This window comes from Actinomadura barringtoniae (genome assembly GCF_017573505.1).
Classification (GTDB): Bacteria; Actinomycetota; Actinomycetes; order Streptosporangiales; family Streptosporangiaceae; genus Spirillospora; species Spirillospora barringtoniae.
In genome coordinates this window covers 1-22350 of record NZ_JAGEOJ010000020.1, presented here as the reverse complement: position 1 = coordinate 22350, position 22350 = coordinate 1, and the positions used below count along the sequence as shown (strand labels likewise).

The 22350-nt window shown below is 70.1% G+C and carries 6 protein-coding genes; 4 read left to right on the top strand and 2 right to left on the bottom strand.

Features of this window, described 5'->3' with window-relative positions:
* Positions 1-61 precede the first annotated feature (61 nt).
* Positions 62-1732 carry an MBL fold metallo-hydrolase gene (locus tag J4573_RS39725; protein WP_243774337.1) on the top strand — a complete coding sequence of 557 codons (1671 nt, stop codon included), beginning with the start codon at positions 62-64 and terminating at the stop codon, positions 1730-1732.
* 144 nt (positions 1733-1876) lie between these two features.
* Here the strand turns inward: J4573_RS39725 and J4573_RS39720 are convergent, their stop codons facing one another.
* Both J4573_RS39720 and J4573_RS39715 read right to left on the bottom strand, forming a co-directional pair.
* Positions 1877-3829 (bottom strand): ABC transporter ATP-binding protein, encoded by a 1953-nt coding sequence (locus tag J4573_RS39720; protein WP_208261310.1) that lies wholly within the window; start codon positions 3827-3829, stop codon positions 1877-1879.
* Positions 3830-3881: 52 nt separating this feature from the next.
* On the bottom strand, positions 3882-4685 hold the full coding sequence (locus tag J4573_RS39715; RefSeq protein WP_208261309.1) for an alpha/beta fold hydrolase: 804 nt from the start codon (positions 4683-4685) through the stop codon (positions 3882-3884).
* A gap of 433 nt (positions 4686-5118) precedes the next feature.
* Here J4573_RS39715 and J4573_RS39710 point away from each other — a divergent pair, with 433 nt between their 5' ends.
* The 3 genes from J4573_RS39710 to J4573_RS39700 all read left to right on the top strand — a co-directional run.
* Positions 5119-5331 carry an MbtH family protein gene (locus J4573_RS39710; RefSeq protein ID WP_208261308.1) on the top strand — a complete coding sequence of 71 codons (213 nt, stop codon included), beginning with the start codon at positions 5119-5121 and terminating at the stop codon, positions 5329-5331.
* Positions 5332-5335: 4 nt separating this feature from the next.
* A complete protein-coding gene (locus tag J4573_RS39705; protein ID WP_208261307.1) occupies positions 5336-15013 on the top strand; it encodes a non-ribosomal peptide synthetase in 9678 nt (3225 codons plus the stop codon).
* Positions 15010-22350, top strand: a 7341-nt coding sequence (locus J4573_RS39700; protein WP_208261306.1) for a non-ribosomal peptide synthetase, incomplete at its 3' end; no start/stop codon positions are given. The genes J4573_RS39705 and J4573_RS39700, both read left to right, overlap by 4 nt.

The window sequence follows — 22350 nt, the reverse complement described above, 5'->3', positions numbered from 1 at the left end:
CCAGGCTGCCACGGATACTGTACATCGAGAACACGTTTCCGCGCGGGGAATCTTCTGTGGCATGCAACACGCTATTCCCGTCATCGCCGCGCCGTCGCGGAAGATTTTCGTTCCCTCGACCCTGGACGAAAGGGAATTCGCCATGACTGAAACGCCCATGTATCTGCGGTCGAAGGCGATCGTGGAACCGCTGGTGGACCGGTTCTATGCGTGGCCCCACACTGTGGCGCCCGTGCAGGGCGCCATGAATCTCGCTTTTCTGCAGGTCCCGATGCTCGAGTCGTATATACAGGCGCCGCAACTGCACGTCTCCGCCAGCAGCAATCCTGAACTGCGTGGTGGCTACTTCGTGAACATCGCGGAAGACAAGGCGTCCCGGATCCAGGACCTTCTGAACGGCATCAAGCGCGACCGTGCGGACATGCTCCGCTTCGCGGCCGCCGTCGCCGAGGGGCAGGAGCTCCTCCGCTCCAGTGCGACCGGCTTCGATCTCACACCTCTCTACCCCAAGCTGCCGACGGAACTCAACGGCTTGGTGGAACTGGTGTACGACACCGAGAACCAGCCCTCGATGAGGTTCATGGAGCCGGTCGTCTACAAGAGCCCGATCTACGACGAGTCCCGGCAGTCGGTCCAGCTGTCCTTGGAGCCCGGTGTCGAGCGCCCCTTCATCCTCAGCACGCCGCGCCTGGCCTCCGCGGACGTCCTTGAACTGGACATCCCGTTCCGTCATTCCGGGTTGGAACAGCTGTTCCTGGCGCGCATCCGGCCGACGACTCCGGGATCTCTACGCGAGGCCCTGGAGATCTCCGACGACGCGCAGTTCCGCCATTTGCTCGGCCTGCTCTCCGAACGCCCCAGCATGGCCGCCGATCGTCACATCGACGCCGGCGGGCGCATCCGCTACTTCGGCCACGCCTGCCTGGTGCTGCAGTCGCCGGAAGCGTCTGTTGTCACCGACCCGTTCATCAGCGCCGACAGCGACGCGGGGGACCGTTACACCCTTGACGACCTGCCCGACTTCATCGATGTCGTGGTGATCACCCATGCTCACCAGGACCACATCGTGTTGGAGACGTTGTTGCAGCTTCGCGGCCGGATCGGCACGGTCGTCGTGCCGCGCTCGTCGCGCGGAAACCTGGAGGATCCAGCGATGGGGCTGCTCCTGCGCCAGTTCGGTTTCTCCGTTACCGAGGTCGACATCTTCGACGAGGTTCCCATTCCCGGCGGAAAGATCGTCGCGACGCCGTTCCTGGGCGAGCACTGCGACCTCGATATCCGCGGAAAGTCGACCTACTGGGTGGAACTCGCGGGCAAGAAGGTGTTCGTCGGAGCCGACTCCTCGGGGATCGACCCCCAGCTGTACCGCTTCGTGCGTGGCCATCTCGGCACCGCCGACTACGCCTTCCTGGGCATGGAGTGCGACGGTGCCCCGCTCACCTGGCTCTACCAGGCGCTGCTCACCAAGCCCGTGACCAAGAAGATGAGCAACTCCCGGAAACTGTCCGGCTCGAACGCCGAACAGGCCGCCGCCATCATGACCGAGCTGGGTGCGGCGGAGGCCTACATCTACGCGATGGGCGAGGAGCCCTGGCTCGGCCACGTCATGGCCACGACGTACAACGAGGACACCTATCAGCTGAAGCAGATCGATGAGTTCCTCGAATGGTGCAAGGACCGGAACATCCCCGCCGGCCATCTCTTCGGGCAGCAGGAATGGCGCTGGCGATGAAGTAGTTGAGCGCGTAGCGGAGCGGCCCGGGGCGAGAGTCCCGGGCCGCTTGCGTGTGTGCGCCGTTGTGCGCCCAGCATGGGCGATGTTGGAGGCGAGACTCCCTGGAGGAAGTCCGAGGTAAAACTCTGCCGGAACCTACGCTCAGGCGGGATCAGCCGCGGTGGTGTCGACAGCCTCCCCGGATGCCACACCGTCCAGCTCCGCGGCGCTGTCGGCACTGGCGTGGGCGGCGAACTGCGTGAGGTAGAGCTGGGCGTACAGGCCGTCGTCGGCCAGAAGGCTTTCGTGAGTGCCGCGCTCGACGATCCGGCCCTGATCGACCACCAGGATCTGGTCGGCGTGCCGGACAGTCGAAAGCCGGTGGGCGATGACGATCGAGGTGCGACCGGCCAGGGCCGTGTCCAGAGCGGCCTGGATGGCGGCCTCGGCTTCAGAATCGAGGTGCGCCGTCGCCTCGTCCAGCACGACGACCGGCGGCGACTTCAGCAAGAGGCGTGCCAGGGCGAGACGCTGCTTCTCGCCACCGGACAGCCGATAACCCTGCTCGCCGACGACCGTTTCGAGGCCGTCGGGCAGGTCGGTGATGGTCTCCCAGATCCTGGCCGCTCTGCACGCTTCGGCGAGGTCGGCGTCGGTCGCGGAGGGGCGAGCGAAGACCAGGTTGGCTCGGATGGTGTCATGGAAGAGGTGGGCGTCCTGGGTGACGACGCCGATGTTCTCCCGCAGCGAGCGGAGCGTGAGTGCACGGACGTCGCACCCGCCGATGCGGACGCTGCCCTCGTCGGCGTCGTACAGCCGTGGGACGAGCTGGGTGATGGTCGTCTTTCCGGCGCCCGAAGGTCCGACCAGGGCGGTGAGGGTGCCGGAGGGAACGGTGAAGCTCACGTTCTCGAGAGTCCATCCGGTGTCGGCCCCCTCGGTCCCGTGACCGACCTCCGGCTCGAGTGACGCGATGGACACCTGTTCCCGCCGGGGGTAGTTGAAGCAGACCCGGTCGAACTGCACGGTGAGTTCGCGGGGGCCGTCGACCGGCATGGCTCGGGCACCGGGCTCGTCGACCACAAGGGGGCGCAGGTCCAGAACCTCGAAGACCCGGTCGAAGCTCACGAGGGCGGTCATCAGACTGCTCTGGACTCCAGAGAGCTGGTTCACCGGACCATAAAGGCGCATCAGGAGCGTGACCATCGCGACAAGGGTGCCGATGCCCAGGGTTCCGTCGACCGCCAGCTTTCCGCCGATCCCGTACACCAGGGCGGTCGTCAGGGAGGTGAGGAGGGTGGCCAGGATGAAGAAGATCCGGCTGTAGACCGTGGTCTGGATGCCGATGTCGCGCATCCTGCCGGCCCGGTCGGCGAAGGTCGCCGACTCCTCGGCCGGGCGCCCGTAGAGCTTGGCGAGCATGGCGCCGGCGACGTTGAACCGCTCGGTCATCATGGAGTTCATGTCGGAGTCGTACTGCATCTCCTGGCGGACCAGGCCCTGCATCTTCTTGCCGAAGACCTTGGCCGGGTACAGGAACAGCGGGATCATGATCAGTGCCGCGATCGAGATCTGCCAGGACAGGTAGAACATCGCTATCAGCACGATCACAAGGGTGAGCACGGTGGAGACGGTCTGGGAGAGGATCGTCGTCACTGCCTGCTGTGCGCCGATGATGTCCAGGTTGAGCCGGCTGACGATGGCTCCGGTCTGAGCGCGCATGAAGAACGCGAGCGGCTGACTCTGCACGTGGTCGAAGACCGAGGTCCGCAGGTCGAAGACGAGACCTTCGCCTACGCGGCCTGAGAACCATGACTGGGCGAACACGATGAGGGCGTCCAGCAGGGCGAGCCCCGCGATCGTCAACGCGAGCGCGACCACGACCGACAGGCGGCCGGGGCGAATTCCTTCGTCGATCAAGGCCTTGAGAATGAGAGGACTCGTCGCGGTGATCACCGCGTCGGTCACGGTCGCGAGCAGGACCAGCGCGATGAGCCCGCGAAAGCGGCGGGCATAGGGCAGGATGCGGCGGACCGTGCCGGGACGGACCGCCCGGCCGTCGTCCGCTTCTGGATCGTCCAGACTGGGGGACAGGTTCGGGCGGCCGACTGCCATGTCAAGTGACTCCTTCGTGCCGGATTCTGGACCCCCTCGGTGAGCGGGTGCGTCAGGTGCGGTCGAGGAAGTCGATCACCGCGGCGTTGACCTCCTCGGGGCGTTCGAGATTGCCGAGATGCCCGCAGTCTGAGATCTTCACGAGATCGCAGTCCGGGATGGCGTCGGCGACCTCGGCGGCCAAGTGCGGCGGGCAGATCAGATCGTCCTCGAACGCGATCACTCGGCAGGGCGCGAGGATCCCGGCCAGGTGACCGCGCCGGTCGGAGTCGAGATCGATCCATGCCTGGCCGGACGAGCTCCCGGCCGATGCGCCGGACAGCTCGAAGAGCTCGAGCCAGGTCGAGACCGCACGGTCGTCGTTCAGCGTGGTGGGGGAGAGCATGTCGTGCACGCTGACGATGGCGCGATACGCCGATGGCAGAGTGATCCCGGCCTCGATCAGGGCTCGATCGGCGGAGGACTGAGCCCGGCGAAGGACGTCCGAGCGGGCGCGTGTGGCCATCAGCACGGCGCATCGGACCAGTTCCGGGCGGGTGGCCGCCAGGATCTGGGCGATGCTCGCCCCCAGCGAGCTGCCGACGATGCGGCAGGGCGCGAGGTCGAGGGCGGTGATCAGCCCGGCCGTGTCGGCGACGAGGTCCTCCAGAGCGTAAGGCCCCTGAGGGCAGGCCGACGGTGCGATGCCACGGTTGTCGAAGGTGATCGACTCGTAGCCGGCGGCGTTGAGGGCCGGTGTCTGGTGCATGGTCCAGACCCGGCCGGAGGCGCCCGACCCCATGATCAGTAGGACGCCGAGCCCGCTCCCGGATCGCTGGTACTCAAGCTTTATGCCGTTCGTTTCTATCTGAGGCATCTTTATCGGCTCCGCTGATCGGCGGCACGATTCGCGCGAGGAATACGCTGCGACCAGACGAAGATAGATGGGGTGGAGACCAGCCCTGCGCGCCAGCCGAAACTTAACATCGCCGGTGCTCTACATCAATTGCTCGCGTTGGCCCGCCGCAATCTCCTCGCCATGCTGCGAGCGATGCTCATTCTCTGCGTCCAACTGAGGTGCCGGCATAGGTTGAACACCGGTTGTGGACCGCCGCGTCGAGCGCCTGACGACGTGTGGACGATGTGCGGTCGGGCACGTGGACGGTCCGTTGACGTCCCAGCCACCCGCGCCGAGGATGGACCCGGCTGAGGCACGGGAGACAAGCTTTCGATCGAATCGAAAACCATTCTGTCTGCCTGGCTTCGTTGCCCTGGACATTCACCGGACATTCATCGGAAGAGGTCCTTTCATGCCCAACCCGTTTGAAGATCCCGACGCCAGTTACCTCGTTCTCGTGAACGAGGAGGGTCAACACTCGCTCTGGCCGGTTTTCGCCGACGTGCCGGCCGGCTGGACGACCGTCTTCGGCGAGGCGGGACGGCAGGAGTGCCTCGACTATGTCGAGGCCAACTGGACCGACCTGCGGCCGAAGAGCCTGATCGAGGCCATGGAGCGGAAGTAGCCCGGTGGGCGACTCCTGGGAGCTGATGGCGGGTCAGCTCGGCATCTGGAACGCGCAGCGACTTGAGCCGGGTCACCCGATGTTCAACATCGCGGAGTACGTCGAGCTCCGCGGCGCCCTGGACGTGAAGGCGTTCACCGCCGCGGTCGCTCAGGCCGCTGGAGAGGCGGAGTCGCTGTGGCTTCGTTTCGCCGAGACGCCGGACGGTCCCCGGCAGCACCTCACCTATCCGGCCGACGCGGACCCGTCCTGGTTCCGTCTCGTGGACCTCAGCGACGCCTCCGATCCTCCGGCGGCCGCGGACGCCTGGATGGGAGCCGACCTGAAGCAGCCGATGGACCCGGTGGACGGCCCGCTGTACGTCGGTGCGCTTCTCCATCTCGGTGACGATCACCACCGCTGGTACCACCGGGCCCACCACCTGGTGCTCGACGGGCAGGGGGGTGCCCGCATCGTGTCTCGCGTGGCCGCGCTGTACTCGGCGGCCGCGACGGGCGAGCCCGGTTCGGGGCGCGCCTTCCCCCCGGTCACGGAGCTGCTTTCCGCGGACCGGGACTATCGCGCCGGCGAGGTGTTCCCGGCCGACCGGGAGTTCTGGACCACGCGGCTCGCTGGGCTCGATGAGGGCGACCGCCGCCGCATCGGATCAGGACACGGCCGCCTGCACCGGGCGCGTCGGACCCTTGACGGTGAACGCACCGAGAGGTTGCGGAAGACCGGCCGGCAGCTGCGCATGCCGCTGGCGGTCGTGGCGATCACCGCGGCCGCCGTTCACGAGTTCCGCCGCCGGGGCTCACGGGACATCGTCCTGGGAGTGCCCGTGCCGGGCAAGGTGGGGGCCGGACCAGTCGCCGTGCCCGGGATGACGTCCAACGTCCTGCCGCTGCGGGTCGAGGTCCGACCAGGAACGACGGTGGGTGACCTTGCCCGCCAGGTGGCGGCGGGACTGCGGGAGATATTGCGCCATCAGCGTTATCGCTACGAGGACATGGTCCGCGATCTCGAGCTTCCCGGTGGCCGGTCGCTGTACGACATCGTCGTCAATGTCATGCGTTTCGACTACGCAGGACAGTTCGGCGCGTGCCGAGTGAGCGCTCACAACCTGGCCAACGGCTGGATGGGAGCGAGCCGTATCGACATCTACGACCGGATGGACGGTGCGGGTCTGCAGCTCGACGTCGACGTTCACGAGGACCATGGCGACGCCGCCTCGGCCGAGAGACTCCTGGTGACGTTCCAGCGGGTTCTGGACTGGGTCGCGACCGCGGACGCGGAGACGGCCGTCGCCCGCGCGGATCTGCTCGATGCGACCGAGCGGCAGCTGGTCGTCGAGGCCTGGAACGACACGTTCTCGCCCGACGGCGAAAAGGCGATGTCGGTCGTCGCCCGGTTCGAACGCCAGGTCACGCTGACACCCACCGCCGCGGCCCTGACCTTCGGCGACGCCGACATCACCTACGCGGACCTGGACGCGCGGGCCAACCGTCTGGCCCGCCACCTCCGGAACAGGGGCGCCCGGCCCGAGACTCTCGTCGGGGTCGTCCTGGAACGCGGCCCAGACCTGGTCGTGGCGCTGCTCGCGGTGCTGAAGGCCGGGGCCGCCTACCTGCCCGTGGACGCCGGCACCCCGGCCGAGCGGATCGCCGCCCTCCTGGGCGACAGCCGATCGCCGCTGGTGCTCACGACGGCCGACCTGGCGGACGAACTGCCGCTGCGCGGCATCGCCGCGATCGCGCTCGACGCCCCCGCCACCGCGCGAGCTGTGGCCGCCCTCGCCCCCGGCCCCGTCGACGTCACGATCGCCCCGGGCAGCTTGGCGTATGTCATCCACACCTCAGGCTCAACGGGTCGGCCCAAGGCCGTCGGGCTCACCCACCGCGGTGTCGCTCACCTCGCGGCGGCCCAGGCCGAACACTTCGCGGTCGGCCCGGGGGATCGGGTGCTGCAGTTCGCCTCGATCGGCTTCGACGCGGCCACCTGGGAGTGGGTGATGGCCCTCACGGCCGGGGCCACGCTCGTACTCGCCCCGGCCGACGCGCTGAACCCGGGCCCGGCACTCACCCGGGTGCTGTCCGGCATCACCCACGCCACCCTCCCACCGGCCGTCCTCGCGCTCCTCGACGTGGAAGAGCTGCCGCGCCTGAAGACGCTGGTCTGCGCCGGTGAAGAACTGCCGGCGTCCCTGGTCCACGCCGGAGCACGCGGCCGCCGGATGTTCAATGCCTACGGTCCGACCGAGACGACGGTCTGCGCCACGATTTCCGCTCCGCTCGATGCCACGGCGGCGGGCGGAGGCGCCGTGCCCATCGGCCGCCCGCTGCCCGACCTGCGCACCTACGTGCTGGACGACGTTCTGCGGCCCGTCGCGCCGGGCGAGGTGGGCGACCTGTACGTCGCCGGTCCGCAGCTGGCCCGCGGTTACCTCGGGCAACCCGCGACGACGGCCGAGCGCTTCGTGGCCTGCCCGTACTCCACCGGCGGCGGAGAGCGGATGTACCGCACAGGTGACCGGGCCCACTGGACGGCCGAGGGCGACCTGGTCTTCGATGGCAGGGCCGACGACCAGGTCAAGCTCCGTGGCGTGCGGATCGAGCCCGGTGAGGTCGAGGCCGTCCTCACCGCCCACCCCTCGGTCGCCCAAGCCGTGGTGACCCTACGTGAAGACGTTCCGGGGGAGCGCAGGCTGGTGGGCTACGTCGTGGCGGCTCCCGGGCCAGACGATGAGAGCGGTCTGCCGGCCACCCTCCGGTCGCACGCGGCCCGCTTGCTGCCAGAAGCCTTGGTCCCCGGCGTGATCGTGGTCCTGGCCACCGTACCGTTGACCGTCAACGGCAAGATCGACCGACGGGCGCTGCCGGCACCGGTGTCAGCGTCGGGCACCGGCCCCCAGCCTCTGGTCGAGCCACGACAGGAGATCCTCCGCCATCTGTTCGCCGAAGTCCTCGGCAGACCGGGCATCGGTGACTTCGACGACTTCTTCGCCTTGGGCGGCCACTCCCTCCTCGCCACCCGCCTTACCGCTCGCATTCGCGACACCCTCGGCGTCGAGATTCCGGTGCGGGCGCTCTTCGACGCGCCGACCGTCACCGCTCTCCACGGGAAGCTCGACCAGTGGGCCACACCAGGCCCGCACGATCCGCAGGCCCGCCCGCCGCTCTTGCCCAACCGGCATCCCGGTCCGCTGCCCCTGTCCTCCGGCCAGCGCAGGCTCTGGTTCCTCGCCGGGCTGGAAAACGCGACGCCGACCTATCACGGCCCCCTCGCGCTGCGGCTGAAGGGTCTGATCGACGTGGACGCCCTCAGCAGCGCCGTGGACGACGTCGTGGAACGCCACGCGGTACTGCGCACCGTGTTCGCCGCCGACAACGGCGAGCCCTTCCAGCGCGTTCAGGACCTGCCGGCCGTGGGAACGGTCCTGGGCGTCCAACAGGTCGATGAGGACATCCTTCCCTCCACGATCACGAACATCGTGGAGCAGCCCTTCGACCTGACGTCGGACCTCCCCGTCCGCGTCGCACTTCTGCGGGTCCACCCAGAGGACGCGGTACTGGTGGTGGTCCTGCACCACATCGCCGGCGACGGATGGTCGATGGAGCGGCTCCTGAGGGATCTGTCGACCGCCTACACCGCCCGGTGTTCCGGCCGGGCACCCGGCTGGGCGCCGCTGCCGCTTCAGTACGCCGACTATGCCCTGTGGCAACAGGAACTGCTCGCGGCAGCCACCGACGACGCCTCGGTCGCGGCACGTCAGCTCGCCTACTGGCGCGAGAGGCTGGCCGAGGTCCCCGAGCAACTGGCCCTGCCGACCGACCGGGTACGTCCCAAAGTCGCCTCCCACCGCGGACACACCGCCGAGGTCAGAGTGCCGACGGACGTGCACGAGCGTATCGTCGCCCTGGCCAGGGCCGAGGGCGTCACGGTCTTCATGGTGCTCCAGGCAGCGCTCGCGACCCTGCTCACTCGGCTCGGCGCAGGCCCGGACATTCCGATCGGCACCGCAGTGGCCGGACGCCACGACCAGACGCTGGACGATCTGGTCGGGTTCTTCGTCAACACCCTGGTCCTGCGGACCGACGTCTCCGGCGACCCCACGTTCACCGAACTGCTCGCGCGGGTCCGGGCCGTCGACCTCGACGCGTACGCCCACCAGGACCTGCCTTTCGAGCGTCTGGTGGAGGAGCTCGCACCGGCCCGGTCGCTCGCCCGGCATCCCTTGTTCCAGGTCGTGCTCACCATGGTCGACCTGGAGACCGTCGACGCCGCCGGGATCGCCCGGTCCTTCCCCGGCCTCGTGGTCGAGCCGATGCCGCCCCAGCGCCCGGGCGTGAAGTTCGACCTCGACGTCCTCCTGGGCAAGGAGAGCGACGAATCCGGCCGGCCCCTCGGCATCCGGGGGACCGTGACCGTGGCCGCCGATCTGTTCGACGAGCCCGCTGCCGCCGCCCTCGCCTCACGGCTGGTCAGGGTTCTGACGGCGGTAGCGAGTTCACCGGCGGCAACGTTGAGTGAGATCGAGATCCTCGACCCCGGGGAACGTGAACAGGTCCTGGAGACCTGGAACGGGACCCCGGCGCCCGCCGGTGCCCTGAGCGTCATCCGCCGGTTCGAGGAGGCGGCCGATCGTGCACCCGATGCGATCGCGCTCGTCTCGGGCACGGACCGCTGGACCTACCGGGAACTCGACGAGCGGGCGAACCGGCTGGCCCATCACTTGGCGGCGCAGGGCGTGACCGCCGAGTCGGTCGTCGCGCTCTGCCTGCCATCCGGGGTGGATACGATCACCGCGATCCTCGCCGTCTGGAAGGCCGGCGGCGCCTACCTGCCGGTCGACGGCTTCCAGCCCGTCCAACGCATCGCTCATCAGTTCGGCGACTCGGGCGCTCTTCTGGTAGTGACGTCGGGGGTTCTCCTCGACGACCTGCCCGCCGGTCGGCTCCCGGCGCTGGAACTGGACGACCCTCTCATCGAGGCAGCTCTCCGGCGCAGGCCGACCACTCGTCTGGAGGACGCCCGAGCACGCCCTGAGAACGCCGCCTACGTCATCTACACATCCGGGTCGACGGGTCGGCCCAAGGGCGTCATCGTCACCCAGTCCGCGCTTGCCAACTACGTTGCCGCGGTTCCGGACCGGGTCGGGTGGGGCCGCCCGGGTTCCCGGTACGCGCTGCTCCAGCCACAGACCACCGACCTCGGCAACACCACCGTCTTCACCAGCCTGGCCACGGGAGGCACGCTGTACGTGCTGCCGGCCGAGGAGGTCACCGACCCGGCCTTCGTGGCCGGCTATCTCTCCGGACACCGGATCGACCACGTGAAGGCGGTGCCGTCGCATCTGGCCGCGCTCGCCGACGGCTCGGGCGACCCCGCCGCAGTGCTCCCCGCCGGGTCTCTCGTGCTGGGGGGCGAGGCGCCGGCCCGGTCCTTCCTGGGGTCCCTGCTCGCGGCCGCCGCCGAGCACGGCGTCGACGTGTTCGACCACTACGGACCGACCGAGGCCACCATCGGGGCGGTCACCGGCCCGCTCACCCCGGCGGGGCTGGTCGACGAAACCGCACCGATCGGGACGCCGATCCCAGGCCTGCGCGCCTATGTGCTGGACGACGCCCTCACTCCCGTGCCGCCGGGCGTCGACGGCGAGATCTATCTCGCCGGTGCGGGTCTCGCCAGGGGTTACGTCCGGCAGAGCGCGCTGACCGCCGAGCGATTCGTCGCCGACCCGTACGGTGTGGAAGCAGGCCGGCGCATGTACCGCACGGGCGACCGGGGTCGCTGGTCCCGCGACGGTCGGCTGCTGTTCGCGGGCCGAGCCGACGACCAGGTCAAGATCCGAGGGTTCCGGGTCGAGCCGGCCGAGGCCGAGGCACTCCTCGCGACGCATCCGGGTGTCGGTCGCGTGGCCGTCGTGGCCCGAGACGATGAGGGTGTCGGGCCCGAACTGGTGGCCTACGTCGTTCCCGGCGACGCACAGGCCCAGCCGGAGACCGACCTGTGCGGTGATCTGCGAGCCTTCGCGGTCGCAGGGCTTCCCGGCCCGCTGGTGCCCACGGCCTTCGTGGAGCTCTCCGAACTTCCCCTGACTGTCAGCGGCAAGCTGGACCGCAAGGCGCTTCCCTCGCCGAGGGCCCGCTCCTTCCGCGGCCCGCACCGGGAAGCCGCCGACCCGCGGGAGGAGATCCTCTCCCGGATCTTCGCCGACGTCCTCGGCCGTGACTTCGTCGATCGTGACGACGACTTTTTCGCGCTCGGTGGGCACTCACTGCTCGCCATCCGCGTGATCTCCCGGCTCCGGTCGGTGCTGGGGGTCGAAGTGGGCATCCGGGCGCTGTTCGAAACGCCGACCGTCGCCGGGCTGGTGGCGCGCCTGCCAGGAGGCTCGCGTTCGGCCGGTCTGAGCGCGGGCGAACTCGCGCGGCCCGGACTGAGCGCCGCTCCACGGCCGGCGCGGGTCCCGCTGTCCTTCGGCCAGCGCAGGCTGTGGTTCCTGACTCAATTCGAAGGCGCAGGACCCACCTACAACAGCCCCCTGGTCGTCCGGCTGACCGGTGTCCTGGACGAGCGGGCTCTCGACCTCGCACTGAGCGACGTCATCACCCGCCACGAGGTGCTGCGAACCGTGTTCCCGGCCACCGACGGGGAGCCCTGGCAACAGGTGCTCGCGCCCGAGGACGTCGGCTCCCGGCTCACAGTCGAGACCGTCCAGCCGTCGGACCTCGACTCCGCCGTGCAGGGAGCAGCCTGGCACTCGTTCGATCTCGTCGCCGAGATTCCCATGCGAGCGTGGCTCTTCCGTCTCTCCGAGCACGAGCACGTCCTCGTGCTCGTCGTGCATCACATCGCCGGCGACGGCTGGTCGAGAGCCCCGCTGATGGCCGACCTCGCCGTCGCCTACGAGGCCCGTCAAGGGGGCACGGCTCCGCCGTGGTCGCCGCTACCTCTGCAGTACGCGGACTTCGCCCTCTGGCAGCGGGCGCTGGTCGGTGACGACGACGATCCGGGCGCACTCGGGGCCCGTCAGCTGGACTACTGGCGGCGGGCGCTGGCCGGTGCACCCGACGAACTGGCGCTCCCTGCCGACCGGGTTCGCGGCGAGACGGCGACGCACGCGGGACACACGGCCGGGTTCGAGCTCCCTGCCGCCGTGCACGAGCAGGTCGTTCTCCTGGCGAAGGCCCGGGGCGTCACCGTCTTCATGATCCTTCAGGCCGCCCTCGCCGCGTTGCTCACCCGCCTGGGAGCCGGTACCGACGTCCCCATCGGATCGGCCGTCATAGGTCGTGCGGACGCCGCGCTGGACGAGCTGATCGGGTTCTTCGTGAACACCCTCGTGCTGCGCATCGACCTGTCCGGCGATCCGACGTTCGGCGAGCTCCTCGGCCGGGTCCGGGAGACCGACCTGGACGCCTACGCCCACCAGGACGTGCCGTTCGAGCGCCTGGTGGAGGAGCTCGCCCCGGTGCGGACCCCGGCTCGCCATCCCCTGTTCCAAGTGGTGCTGACCATGCAGAACACGCTCGATGCGCCGCTTCGGCTGCCCGGGCTCGACTGCGAACCGCTGATGCTGGTCCGTCCGAGCGCGAAGTTCGACGTCGACGTCATGGTCGGCGAGGTCTTCGACGACGAAGGCTGGCCGGCCGGACTGCGGGGCACGATCAGCCTGGCGGCGGACCTCTTCGACGAGGAGGCCGCCTCGGTGATGACCGCCCGGTTGACCCGGGTGCTCGAGCAGGTGGTCGCGGACCCCGATCTTCGGGTGAGCGCGCTTCCCGTCGTCGACGACGAGGAGCAGGGCCGTCTGAACCGCTGGAGCGGGGCGGCCGGGCCGGCCGCCCGGGGGCGGGAGTCGATCGTCGAGCGCTTCGCGCAGCAGGTCGCCGCCGGCCCGACCCGAATCGCGGTGGTGGCCGGCAGCGATCGTGTGACCTACGCGGAGCTCGACTCGCGGGCGAATCGTTGTGCCCGGTACCTCATGTCGCAGGGCGTCGGTGCGGAGAGCGTGGTCGCGCTCGCCATGGGGCGCGGGCTCGACCTGATCGTCGCCCTGCTGGCCGTGCTGAAGGCGGGCGCCGCCTACATGGCCGTCGATCCGGCGCACCCGGTGGATCGGATCGCCCTCCAGCTGGCGGATTCTCGTGCGCTCCTGTTGCTGGGTGACGGCGATGTCGTCGACAACCTGCCTGCGGGGCACCTGCCGATGCTGGACTTCGCCGAAGCCAGGGTGCGGGCCGCGATCGCCGCAGCCCCGGACTCGCCGCCCGAACGCCTACCGGCGCCGGATGCCGCCGCCTACCTCATCTACACGTCGGGGTCGACCGGGCGGCCGAAGGGCGTGATCGTGACCCATGGCGGTCTCGCGAACTATCTGGCCGCCGCACCCGCTCGCCTTGGTTTCGGCGGTTCCGGCGCCCGTCATCTGCTCCTGCAGCCCCCGGCGACCGACCTCGGGAACACGACCCTGTTCGGGAGCCTGGCCACGGGGGGAGTACTGCACATCATGCCGGCCGACCGCGCGGCCGATCCGGCCGCGGTCACCGGCTACGTGCGTGACCACGGAATCGACCATCTCAAGGCCGTTCCGTCCCATCTGGCCGCCCTCAGCGCCGCCGCCGGCCCCGCGTCCGTGCTGCCGGGCCGATCGTTGGTCCTCGGCGGCGAGGCGGCGTCGGTGCCCTGGCTCCGCGGCCTCCTGGCCGCGGCGGCGGAGCGCGGCGTCGCCGTCCACAACCACTACGGACCCACCGAGACGACGATCGGCACGGTCGCCGGTCGGCTCACGACCGAATGGCTGCCCGGCGGGGCGGCGCCCATCGGTACCCCGCTCGACGGGCTGGCGGCCTACGTGCTGGACGACTATCTGAATCCGGTTCCCGCCGGGGTCACCGGCGAGCTGTACACGGTCGGCGCCGGACTCGCCCGAGGATACGCCGGTCGGCCGGGGGCGACGGCCGAGCGCTTCGTCGCCTGTCCCTTCGCCGGACCGGACGGCGCCGCCGGGGAACGGATGTACCGCACCGGTGACAGGGTCCGCTGGACGCCGGACGGGAACCTCGTCTTCGCCGGCCGAGCCGACGACCAGATCAAGATCCGCGGGCACCGTGTGGAACCGGGAGAGGTCGAAGCCGTTCTATCGATGCATCCGGCGGTCGCCCGCAGCGTCGTCACGGCCCGGCCGGACCCGGCCGGTGACCTTCGCCTGGAGGCATACCTCGTGCCGGCCCCCGGAAGCGCGGACGAGACAGTCGAGCACCTGACGACGCTCGTGCGCGACCACGCCGTCGAACGGCTGCCCGGCCACCTTGTCCCCTCGGTCTTCACCGTCCTCGACCAACTCCCGCTCACCGGCAACGGCAAGCTCGACCGGGCCGCACTGCTGGCGCAGCGACCGCCCCAACGAGTCGCGGCCCGCCCGCCGGGCGACCCGCGAGAGGAAGCGCTGTGCCGAGCCTTCGCCGAGGTGCTCGGTCTCGACACCGTAGGCGTGGACGACGACTTCTTCGCCCTCGGCGGGCATTCTCTGCTCGCGACACGGCTCGTTTCCCGGATTCGGGTCCTGCTCGGCCTCGAGCTGGAGATCCGCACCGTGTTCCGAACCCCGACCGTTGCCGCCCTCGCGGTCGCGCTCGACGAGGCCGACACGGCCCGGCCCACGTTGCGGCGCATGCGTCCACCGGAGGAATCCTCATGATCCCGCTGTCGTTCGGACAACGCCGGCTGTGGTTCCTCGCCCAGCTCGAGGACGACGACACCACCTACACCACTCCGATCGCCGTCCGCATCACCGGAGGACTTGACGTCGGTGCACTCGAGGCTGCGTTGCGCGACGTCCTCGAGCGGCACGAGGTGCTCCGCACGAGCTTCCCGGCTCCGGACGGCGAGCCCCATCAGTCGATCCGGCCGATGGCGGAGCTCGACTGGACCCTCGCCGTCGAGGATGTCGCCGAGGCGGATCTGATGCCGACGCTCGAACGGGCCGCACGGTCGCCGTTCGACCTCGCTCGCGATGTGCCCATCCGGGCGAGCCTCTTTCACTTGGGCGCCGACCAGCACCTGCTGCTCCTGGTCGTGCACCACGTCGCGGGCGACGGCTGGTCGTGGGCACCCCTCGGGCGTGATCTGTCGGCGGCCTACCGGGCCCGGGTCGCCGGGCATGGGCCCGCCTGGTCCGCGCTGCCGATCCAGTACGCCGACTACGCCCTCTGGCAGCGTGAACTGCTCGGCGCGGACGGAGATCCCAAGTCGCGATTGAGCCGTCAGATCGCCTTCTGGCGCGAGGCACTCAGGGACGTACCGGAGGAGCTGGCCCTGCCGGTCGACCGGCGGCGGCCGACCGCCGCATCGCACCGCGGTCACACGGTGGACCTCCGGTTGACGGCCACCTGCCACCGGCGGATCGTGGAGCTCGCCCGCGACCACGGCGTCACCGTCTTCATGGTCATGCAGGCCGCCCTGGCCACTCTGCTGTCTCGTCTCGGCGCGGGCGACGACATACCGATCGGTTCGGCGGTGGCCGGGCGCACGGACGAGGCCCTGAACGACCTCGTGGGCTTCTTCGTGAACACGCTTGTCCTGCGGACCGACCTGGCCGGTGACCCGACCTTCGCGGAGGTCCTCGCCCGGGTCCGATCGGCCGACCTCGACGCCTACGCGCACCAAGACGTTCCCTTCGAACGACTGGTGGAGGAACTGGCTCCCGCCCGGTCGCTGGCCCGGCACCCGCTGTTCCAGGTCGTCCTGACGATGCTCACCACGACCGACGGCGACCTGGATCTTCCGGAGGTGCGGACTGAGCTTGTACAGCTGCCCCGGCCCGGCGTGAAGTTCGATCTCGACGTGCTGATCGGCGAGACCTTCGACGCGAGCCGTGCACCGGCCGGGATCCGCGGCGCACTCACCGTTGCCGCCGACCTCTTCGACGAGGCGAGCGCGGTCGACCTCGCCGACCGGTTCTCCCGGCTCCTGGACGCCGTTCTCGCCGATCCGTCGCTCCGGGTGCACGACATCGAGGTGCTCCGGCCGCTGGAGCGCCAGGCCGTCATCACCGAGTGGAACGCCACTGACTCGCCCGAGGCCGCCTTGGTCCCGGACGCCTTCGAGGCTGCGGCGGCCGCGCACCCCGAGGCGATCGCCGTCGTCACCTCGGCCGGCACGGCCGATTATCAGGAGCTGGACGGCAGGGCCAACCGGCTGGCCCACCAGCTGCTGCATCTGGGAGTGGGCCCGGAGTCCGTCGTCGGTCTGGCTCTGCCTCGCGGCGGCGACATGATCACCGCGATCTTGGCGGTATGGAAGGCCGGCGCGGCCTACCTGCCGCTCGACCCCACCCATCCGCCGGAGCGGATCGCCCATCAGATCAACGACTCGCGCGCGGCCCTGCTCGTGACCATCGAGGAAGTGCTCGAAGACCTGCCCGCAGGACGCGTCCCCGTGCTGTCGGTTGACGATCCGGCGATGTCCGCGCAGATCGCGAACCAGCCCTCGGATCGGCCGGCCCGCGACACCTACCGCAGCCACCTCGCCTACGTGATCTACACCTCCGGCTCGACCGGACGTCCCAAGGGCGTCGCCGTCAGCCACGCCTCGCTCGCCAACTACGTCGCCGCCACCAGAGAACGGCTCGGCCTCGGCCGCGCCGGGGAGACCTACGCTCTTCTCCAGCCACAGGTCACCGACCTCGGCAACACCATGCTCCTCAGCAGCCTCACCACGGGGGGCGTCCTCCATGTGCTCGACGACGAGGCGGTGACCGACCCGGCGATCTTCGGCAGCTACCTGAAGACCCACAGGATCCGGCATCTCAAGGCCGTGCCGTCGCATCTGCAAGCGCTCGCCGGAGGGCCGGGCGGAACAGCCGCCGTTCTGCCGTCCGGGTCACTGGTGCTGGGGGGAGAGGCGGCCGCGCCCGCGTTCCTGTCCCGGCTTCTTCCCGCGGCCGAGCAGGCCCAGGTCAAGGTGTTCAACCACTACGGCCCCACCGAGACCACCGTGGGCGCCGTCGTCGAACGGCTGAACGGCCGGCCCGGCGCCGACACCGACCCCCCGATCGGCCGCCCGATCGGAAACCTTCGTGCCTTCGTGCTCGACCATCGGCTTCGGCCGGTCCCGCCCGGGGTCGTCGGCGAGTTGTATCTCGCCGGTGAGGGGCTGGCTCGCGGCTACCTCCACCGGCCCACGTCCACCGCCGAGAGGTTCGTCGCCTGCCCCTACGCCGGTGGGGATGCCGGTGAGCGCATGTACCGGACGGGTGACCTGGCCCGCTGGGGTGCCGACGGCAGGCTCCGTTTCCACGGCCGCGTCGACGACCAGGTCAAGATCCGCGGGTACCGCGTGGAGCCGGGTGAGGTCCAGGCCGTGCTGGCCGGGCACCCGGCCTTGGCCGGCGTCGCCGTGGTGGCGAGGGACGACGGGCACGGTGACCTCCGTCTCGTCGCCTACGCCGTCCCATATGAGGCCGAGCTTGTCGTCGATGAGGACGTGTGCGCCGAGCTGGCCGGGGAACTGACCGCCTTCGCCGGGCGGCGGCTACCGGCCCACCTCGTGCCCTCCGCGGTCGTGGTGCTCGACCGGCTGCCCCTGACGGGCAACGGAAAGCTCGACCGTACGGCGCTCCCCGTCCCGGACCGCGCGGGCGGCGGGCGCCGGGCACGCGGTCCGGCTGACCATCGCGAGGAGGTCATCTGCCGGGCTCTCGCCGAAACCCTCGGCCTGCCCTCGGTCGGCCCGGACGACGACTTCTTCGCCCTCGGCGGTCACTCCCTGCTGGCCATTTCGCTTGTCGAGAGACTCCGCACGGCAGGCATCGCCGTCTCGGTCCGGGCGATCTTCGGGACCCCGACGGCCGCCGGGCTCGCGGCGGCGACCGCTCCCGAACCGGCCGCGGTTCCGTCCAATCTCATCCCGGCCGATGCAATCGAGATCACGCCGGCCATGCTGCCCCTGGCCGACCTCACCCAGGACGAGATCGCCGACATCGTGGCGGGCGTGGACGGCGGGGCCGCCAACGTCGCCGACATCTACCCGCTGGCACCACTGCAGGAGGGCATTCTCTTCCACTCCCTGCTCGCCGACGAGTCCGCGGACCCTTACGTGTCGCCGGCCGCGCTGGAGTTCGACTCCCGGGAGCAGCTGGACACCTTCCTGGCCGCCCTGCAGCAGGTGGTGGCCCGACACGACATCCTCCGGACCGCCGTCGCCTGGCGCGATGTCAGGGAGCCCGTGCAGGTCGTCTGGCGGGAAGCGCAGGTGCCCGTCACATCAGTGCATCTGGACATCGACGCTGCGGACCCAGTCGCGGACCTCATGCACCACGTCGGTCTCACCATGGACCTTGGCCGCGCCCCGCTCATCGACGTCCATGTCGCACCGATGGCGGCGCCGAACGGGGGGCCCGAAACCTGGGTCGCGCTCATCCGCCGGCACCACTTCACGCAGGATCACACCGGCAAGGAGATGCTGCTCGCGGAGGTGCGGGCTTTCCTCACCGGCAAGGGGAACGACCTGCCACCGTCCCTGCCGTTCCGGGACTTCGTCGTGGAGTCGCGAGGAGGAAGCACCACCACGGCGGCCCACGAACAGTACTTCGCCGGCCTTCTCGGCGATGTCGACGAGCCGACCGCACCGTTCGGCCTTCTCGACGCCCACCGCGACGGAAGCGGCGCCGCGCGCGTCCGGCTGCCGGTGACGACATCGCTCAACGACCGTCTCCGTGTGCTGGCCCGGAACCTGGGAGTCAGCCCGGCCACCGTCTGGCACGTTGCCTGGGCCCGCCTGCTCGCCACGCTCAGCGGGCGGAATGAGGTCGTCTTCGGCACCGTGCTCTTCGGCCGGATGAACGCAGGCCTGGGCGCCGACCGTGCCCTGGGGCTGTTCATGAACACGCTCCCCGTCCGGGTGCCGGTCGAGGGCGTCGGTGTCCTGGACGCCGTCAACGCCATGCAGGCACAGCTCGCCGACCTGCTCGAGCACGAACACGCACCGCTCGCGCTCGCCCAGCGCTCCAGTGCCCTCGCCCCGGACGTGCCGCTCTTCACCTCCCTCCTCAACTACCGGCACAGCCTTCCGGCCGACCAGGAGAACGAGACCGCCAGCGGGCTGGAAGGCGTCCGCGTTCTCCGCACCTGGGACCGGAACAACTACCCGCTGACCGTGTCGGTCGACGAGATGGCCAGTCAGGCGTTCGCCATCACCGTTGACGCGGTCGCACCCGCGGACCCTCGGGCCGTCGGCGACCTCCTGCACGTCACGGCCGAGCACCTGGTGGAGGCGCTGGAGACGGCCCTGGGCGACGGCCCTGTGGTCACCCTCGGGCAGGTCGACACGTTGCGGCCGGATCACCGAGCCCGACTCGCCGCTGGCATGGGGACCCGCACGGTCCCGGACTTGGCGGACGACCGGTCGGTGGCCGGCCGCTTCAAGCGGCAGGCCCGCGACCACCCCACCGCAGTCGCGCTGGCCAGCGGTGACGTCGAGATCTCCTACGCGGAGCTGGACCGGCGCTCGTCGCAGCTGGCGAACCACCTGGCCCGTACGGGCGTCGGCTCGGAGACGGTCGTCGCCGTCCTGATGCACCGAGGTATCGACCTGATGGTCACCTTGCTGGCGGTCGTCCGGGCCGGTGGGGCCTACCTCCCGATCGATCCGGCCTACCCGGCCGAGCGCATCGACTTCATGATCGCCGACAGCAAGACGTCGGTCCTGATCGGGGAGTCCGACCTGATCGAGCAGGTGTCGTCGCGCTCCTGCCTCACGGTCGCCGTTGACGACGACGACACCATCGCACGGGTCAGAGCCCTCTCGAACGTCGCATCGATCGCCGAAGGACCGCCCGGCAGCCTGGCCTACGTGATCTACACCTCGGGTTCGACCGGGAGGCCGAAGGGCGTGGCGCTGACCCAGGCCGGTGCGCTGAACCTGGCGGTCGCGCAGGCGGACGCCTTGGCCGTTCGCCCGGGTGACCGGGTACTGCAGTTCGCGTCTCCCGGCTTCGACGCGGCCACCTGGGAATGGCTCATGGCCCTGTGTTCGGGGGCGACGCTCGTGCTGCCGGGGCCGGAGGGAACCGAGCCGCCGGACGGCCGTACCGCGGGTGGAGGGTTGAGCGCCGCCGGAGTGGCCGAGCTGGCTCGTCGGCACCACGTGACCCACGCGACGCTTCCGCCGTCCGTTCTGAGCGTGCTCGACCCGGGCGACCTGGAGTCAGTCGCGACCCTGGTGTCGGCCGGCGAGAACCTGACCGCGGACCTTGCGCGGCGATGGGCACCCGGGCGTCGCCTGGTCAATGCCTACGGCCCCACCGAGACCACCGTCTGCGCCTCGATTTCGGCACCCCTTACGGCCGGGCTGACCGGCTCCGCGCCCATTGGACGCCCGGTCGCGAACCTCCGGGTGTTCGTACTGGACTCGCGGCTTCGACCGGTCCCAGCGGGTGTGACCGGCGACCTCTACGTCGCCGGCGTCCAGCTCGCGCGCGGATACCTCGGCCGGCCCTGGCTGACGGCGTCGCGGTTCGTGGCCCTCCCGTTCGCCGATCCGGGCGAGGGCGCCGGCCAGCGGATGTATGCGACAGGTGACCGCGCCCATTGGACGCCGGCCGGCGACTTGGTCTTCGAGGGCCGGGGCGACGACCAGGTCAAGATCCGTGGTTTCCGGATCGAACCGGGCGAGGTCCAGTCCGTGCTGTCCGCGCACCCGCGGATCGCGGCCGCGGCGGTCGTGGCGCGAGCCGACGGGCCGGGTGCCCTGCGGCTGGTCGCGTACCTGGTGCCGGTGGAGCCGGACGAAGGGTCCGGCGACGCGGCGGTCGCTCTCGGGCAGGCGGTCCGCGAATATGCCGGACGGCATCTGCCGGACTACATGCTGCCCGCCGCCATCGTGATGCTGCCCGAGCTCCCCCTCAGCGCACACGGCAAGGTCGATCGCGCTGCCCTGCCCGCCCCTGAGGTCACTGCCCGGACCCGCCCCTGGCAGGCGGGCGCCCGCGAGGAGATCCTCGCGCACCTGTTCGCCGACGTCCTTGAGCGCGACACGGTGGGACCGGACGACGACTTCTTCGCCCTCGGCGGCCACTCTCTCCTCGCCACCCGCCTCACCTCGCGCATCAGTTCGGTGCTCGGCATCGAGGTGAGCGTGCGCTCGCTGTTCGAGATGCCGACCCCGGCGAAGCTGGCCGCTGCGAGTTCGGCGCCCACAGCCCGTCCGCCGTTGAAACCGCTGGCCCGTCCAGAAGACCTGCCGTTGTCGTTCGGGCAGCGTCGGCTGTGGTTCCTCGACCAGCTCGAAGGACCCGGTGCCGTCTACAACATTCCGCTCGTCCTGCGGCTCGACGGTGCCCTCGACGTTGCCGCACTCGAGGTTGCCTTCCGGGACGTGCTCGACCGGCACGAGGTGCTCCGCACCGTGATCCCGGCCGAGGACGGCGAGCCTCGTCCACAGGTACGGCCGGCCCCGGACTGGTCGCTCGCCCGGGAGAACGTCGCCGAAGGCGACCTGCCGACGGTCATCCGGCACTACATGACGCGGCCCTTCGACATCGGTGCCGACCTTCCGCTTCGTGCCCGCCTCTTCCAGGTGGCCCCGGATCGTCATGTCCTGGTGGTGGTGGTCCATCACGCGGCGGCGGACGGGTGGTCGCGGGGACCGCTGAGCCGGGACCTGTCGTCGGCGTATTCGGCGCGGCTCGCCGGTGAAGCGCCCGCATGGGCGCCGCTACCGGTGCAGTACGCGGACTTCGCGATGTGGCAGCGAGCATTGCTGGGGGAGGAGTCCGACCCGGCATCTGTGGTGTCGGTCCAGGTGGAGTTCTGGCGCAGGGTGCTGGAGGGCGTCCCGCCGGAGCTGAACCTGGTTTTCGATCGTCCTCGTCCGGCGGTGGCGTCGCACACTGGCCACGCCGTGGAGTTCTCGGTTCCAGCGGACGTGCATGAGGCGTTGGTGGAGGTGGCTCGTCGTGAGGGCGTGACGGTGTTCATGCTTTTGCAGGCGGCGCTGGCCGTGCTCCTGTCGAGGCTCGGCGCCGGCACGGACATC

Coding starts and splice junctions, on each gene's coding strand:
- J4573_RS39725 (WP_243774337.1), top strand. CDS start 62: ATGCAACACGCTATTCCCGTCATCGCCGCGCCGTCGCGGAAGATTTTC.
- J4573_RS39710 (WP_208261308.1), top strand. CDS start 5,119: ATGCCCAACCCGTTTGAAGATCCCGACGCCAGTTACCTCGTTCTCGTG.
- J4573_RS39720 (WP_208261310.1), bottom strand. CDS start 3,829: ATGGCAGTCGGCCGCCCGAACCTGTCCCCCAGTCTGGACGATCCAGAA.
- J4573_RS39715 (WP_208261309.1), bottom strand. CDS start 4,685: ATGCCTCAGATAGAAACGAACGGCATAAAGCTTGAGTACCAGCGATCC.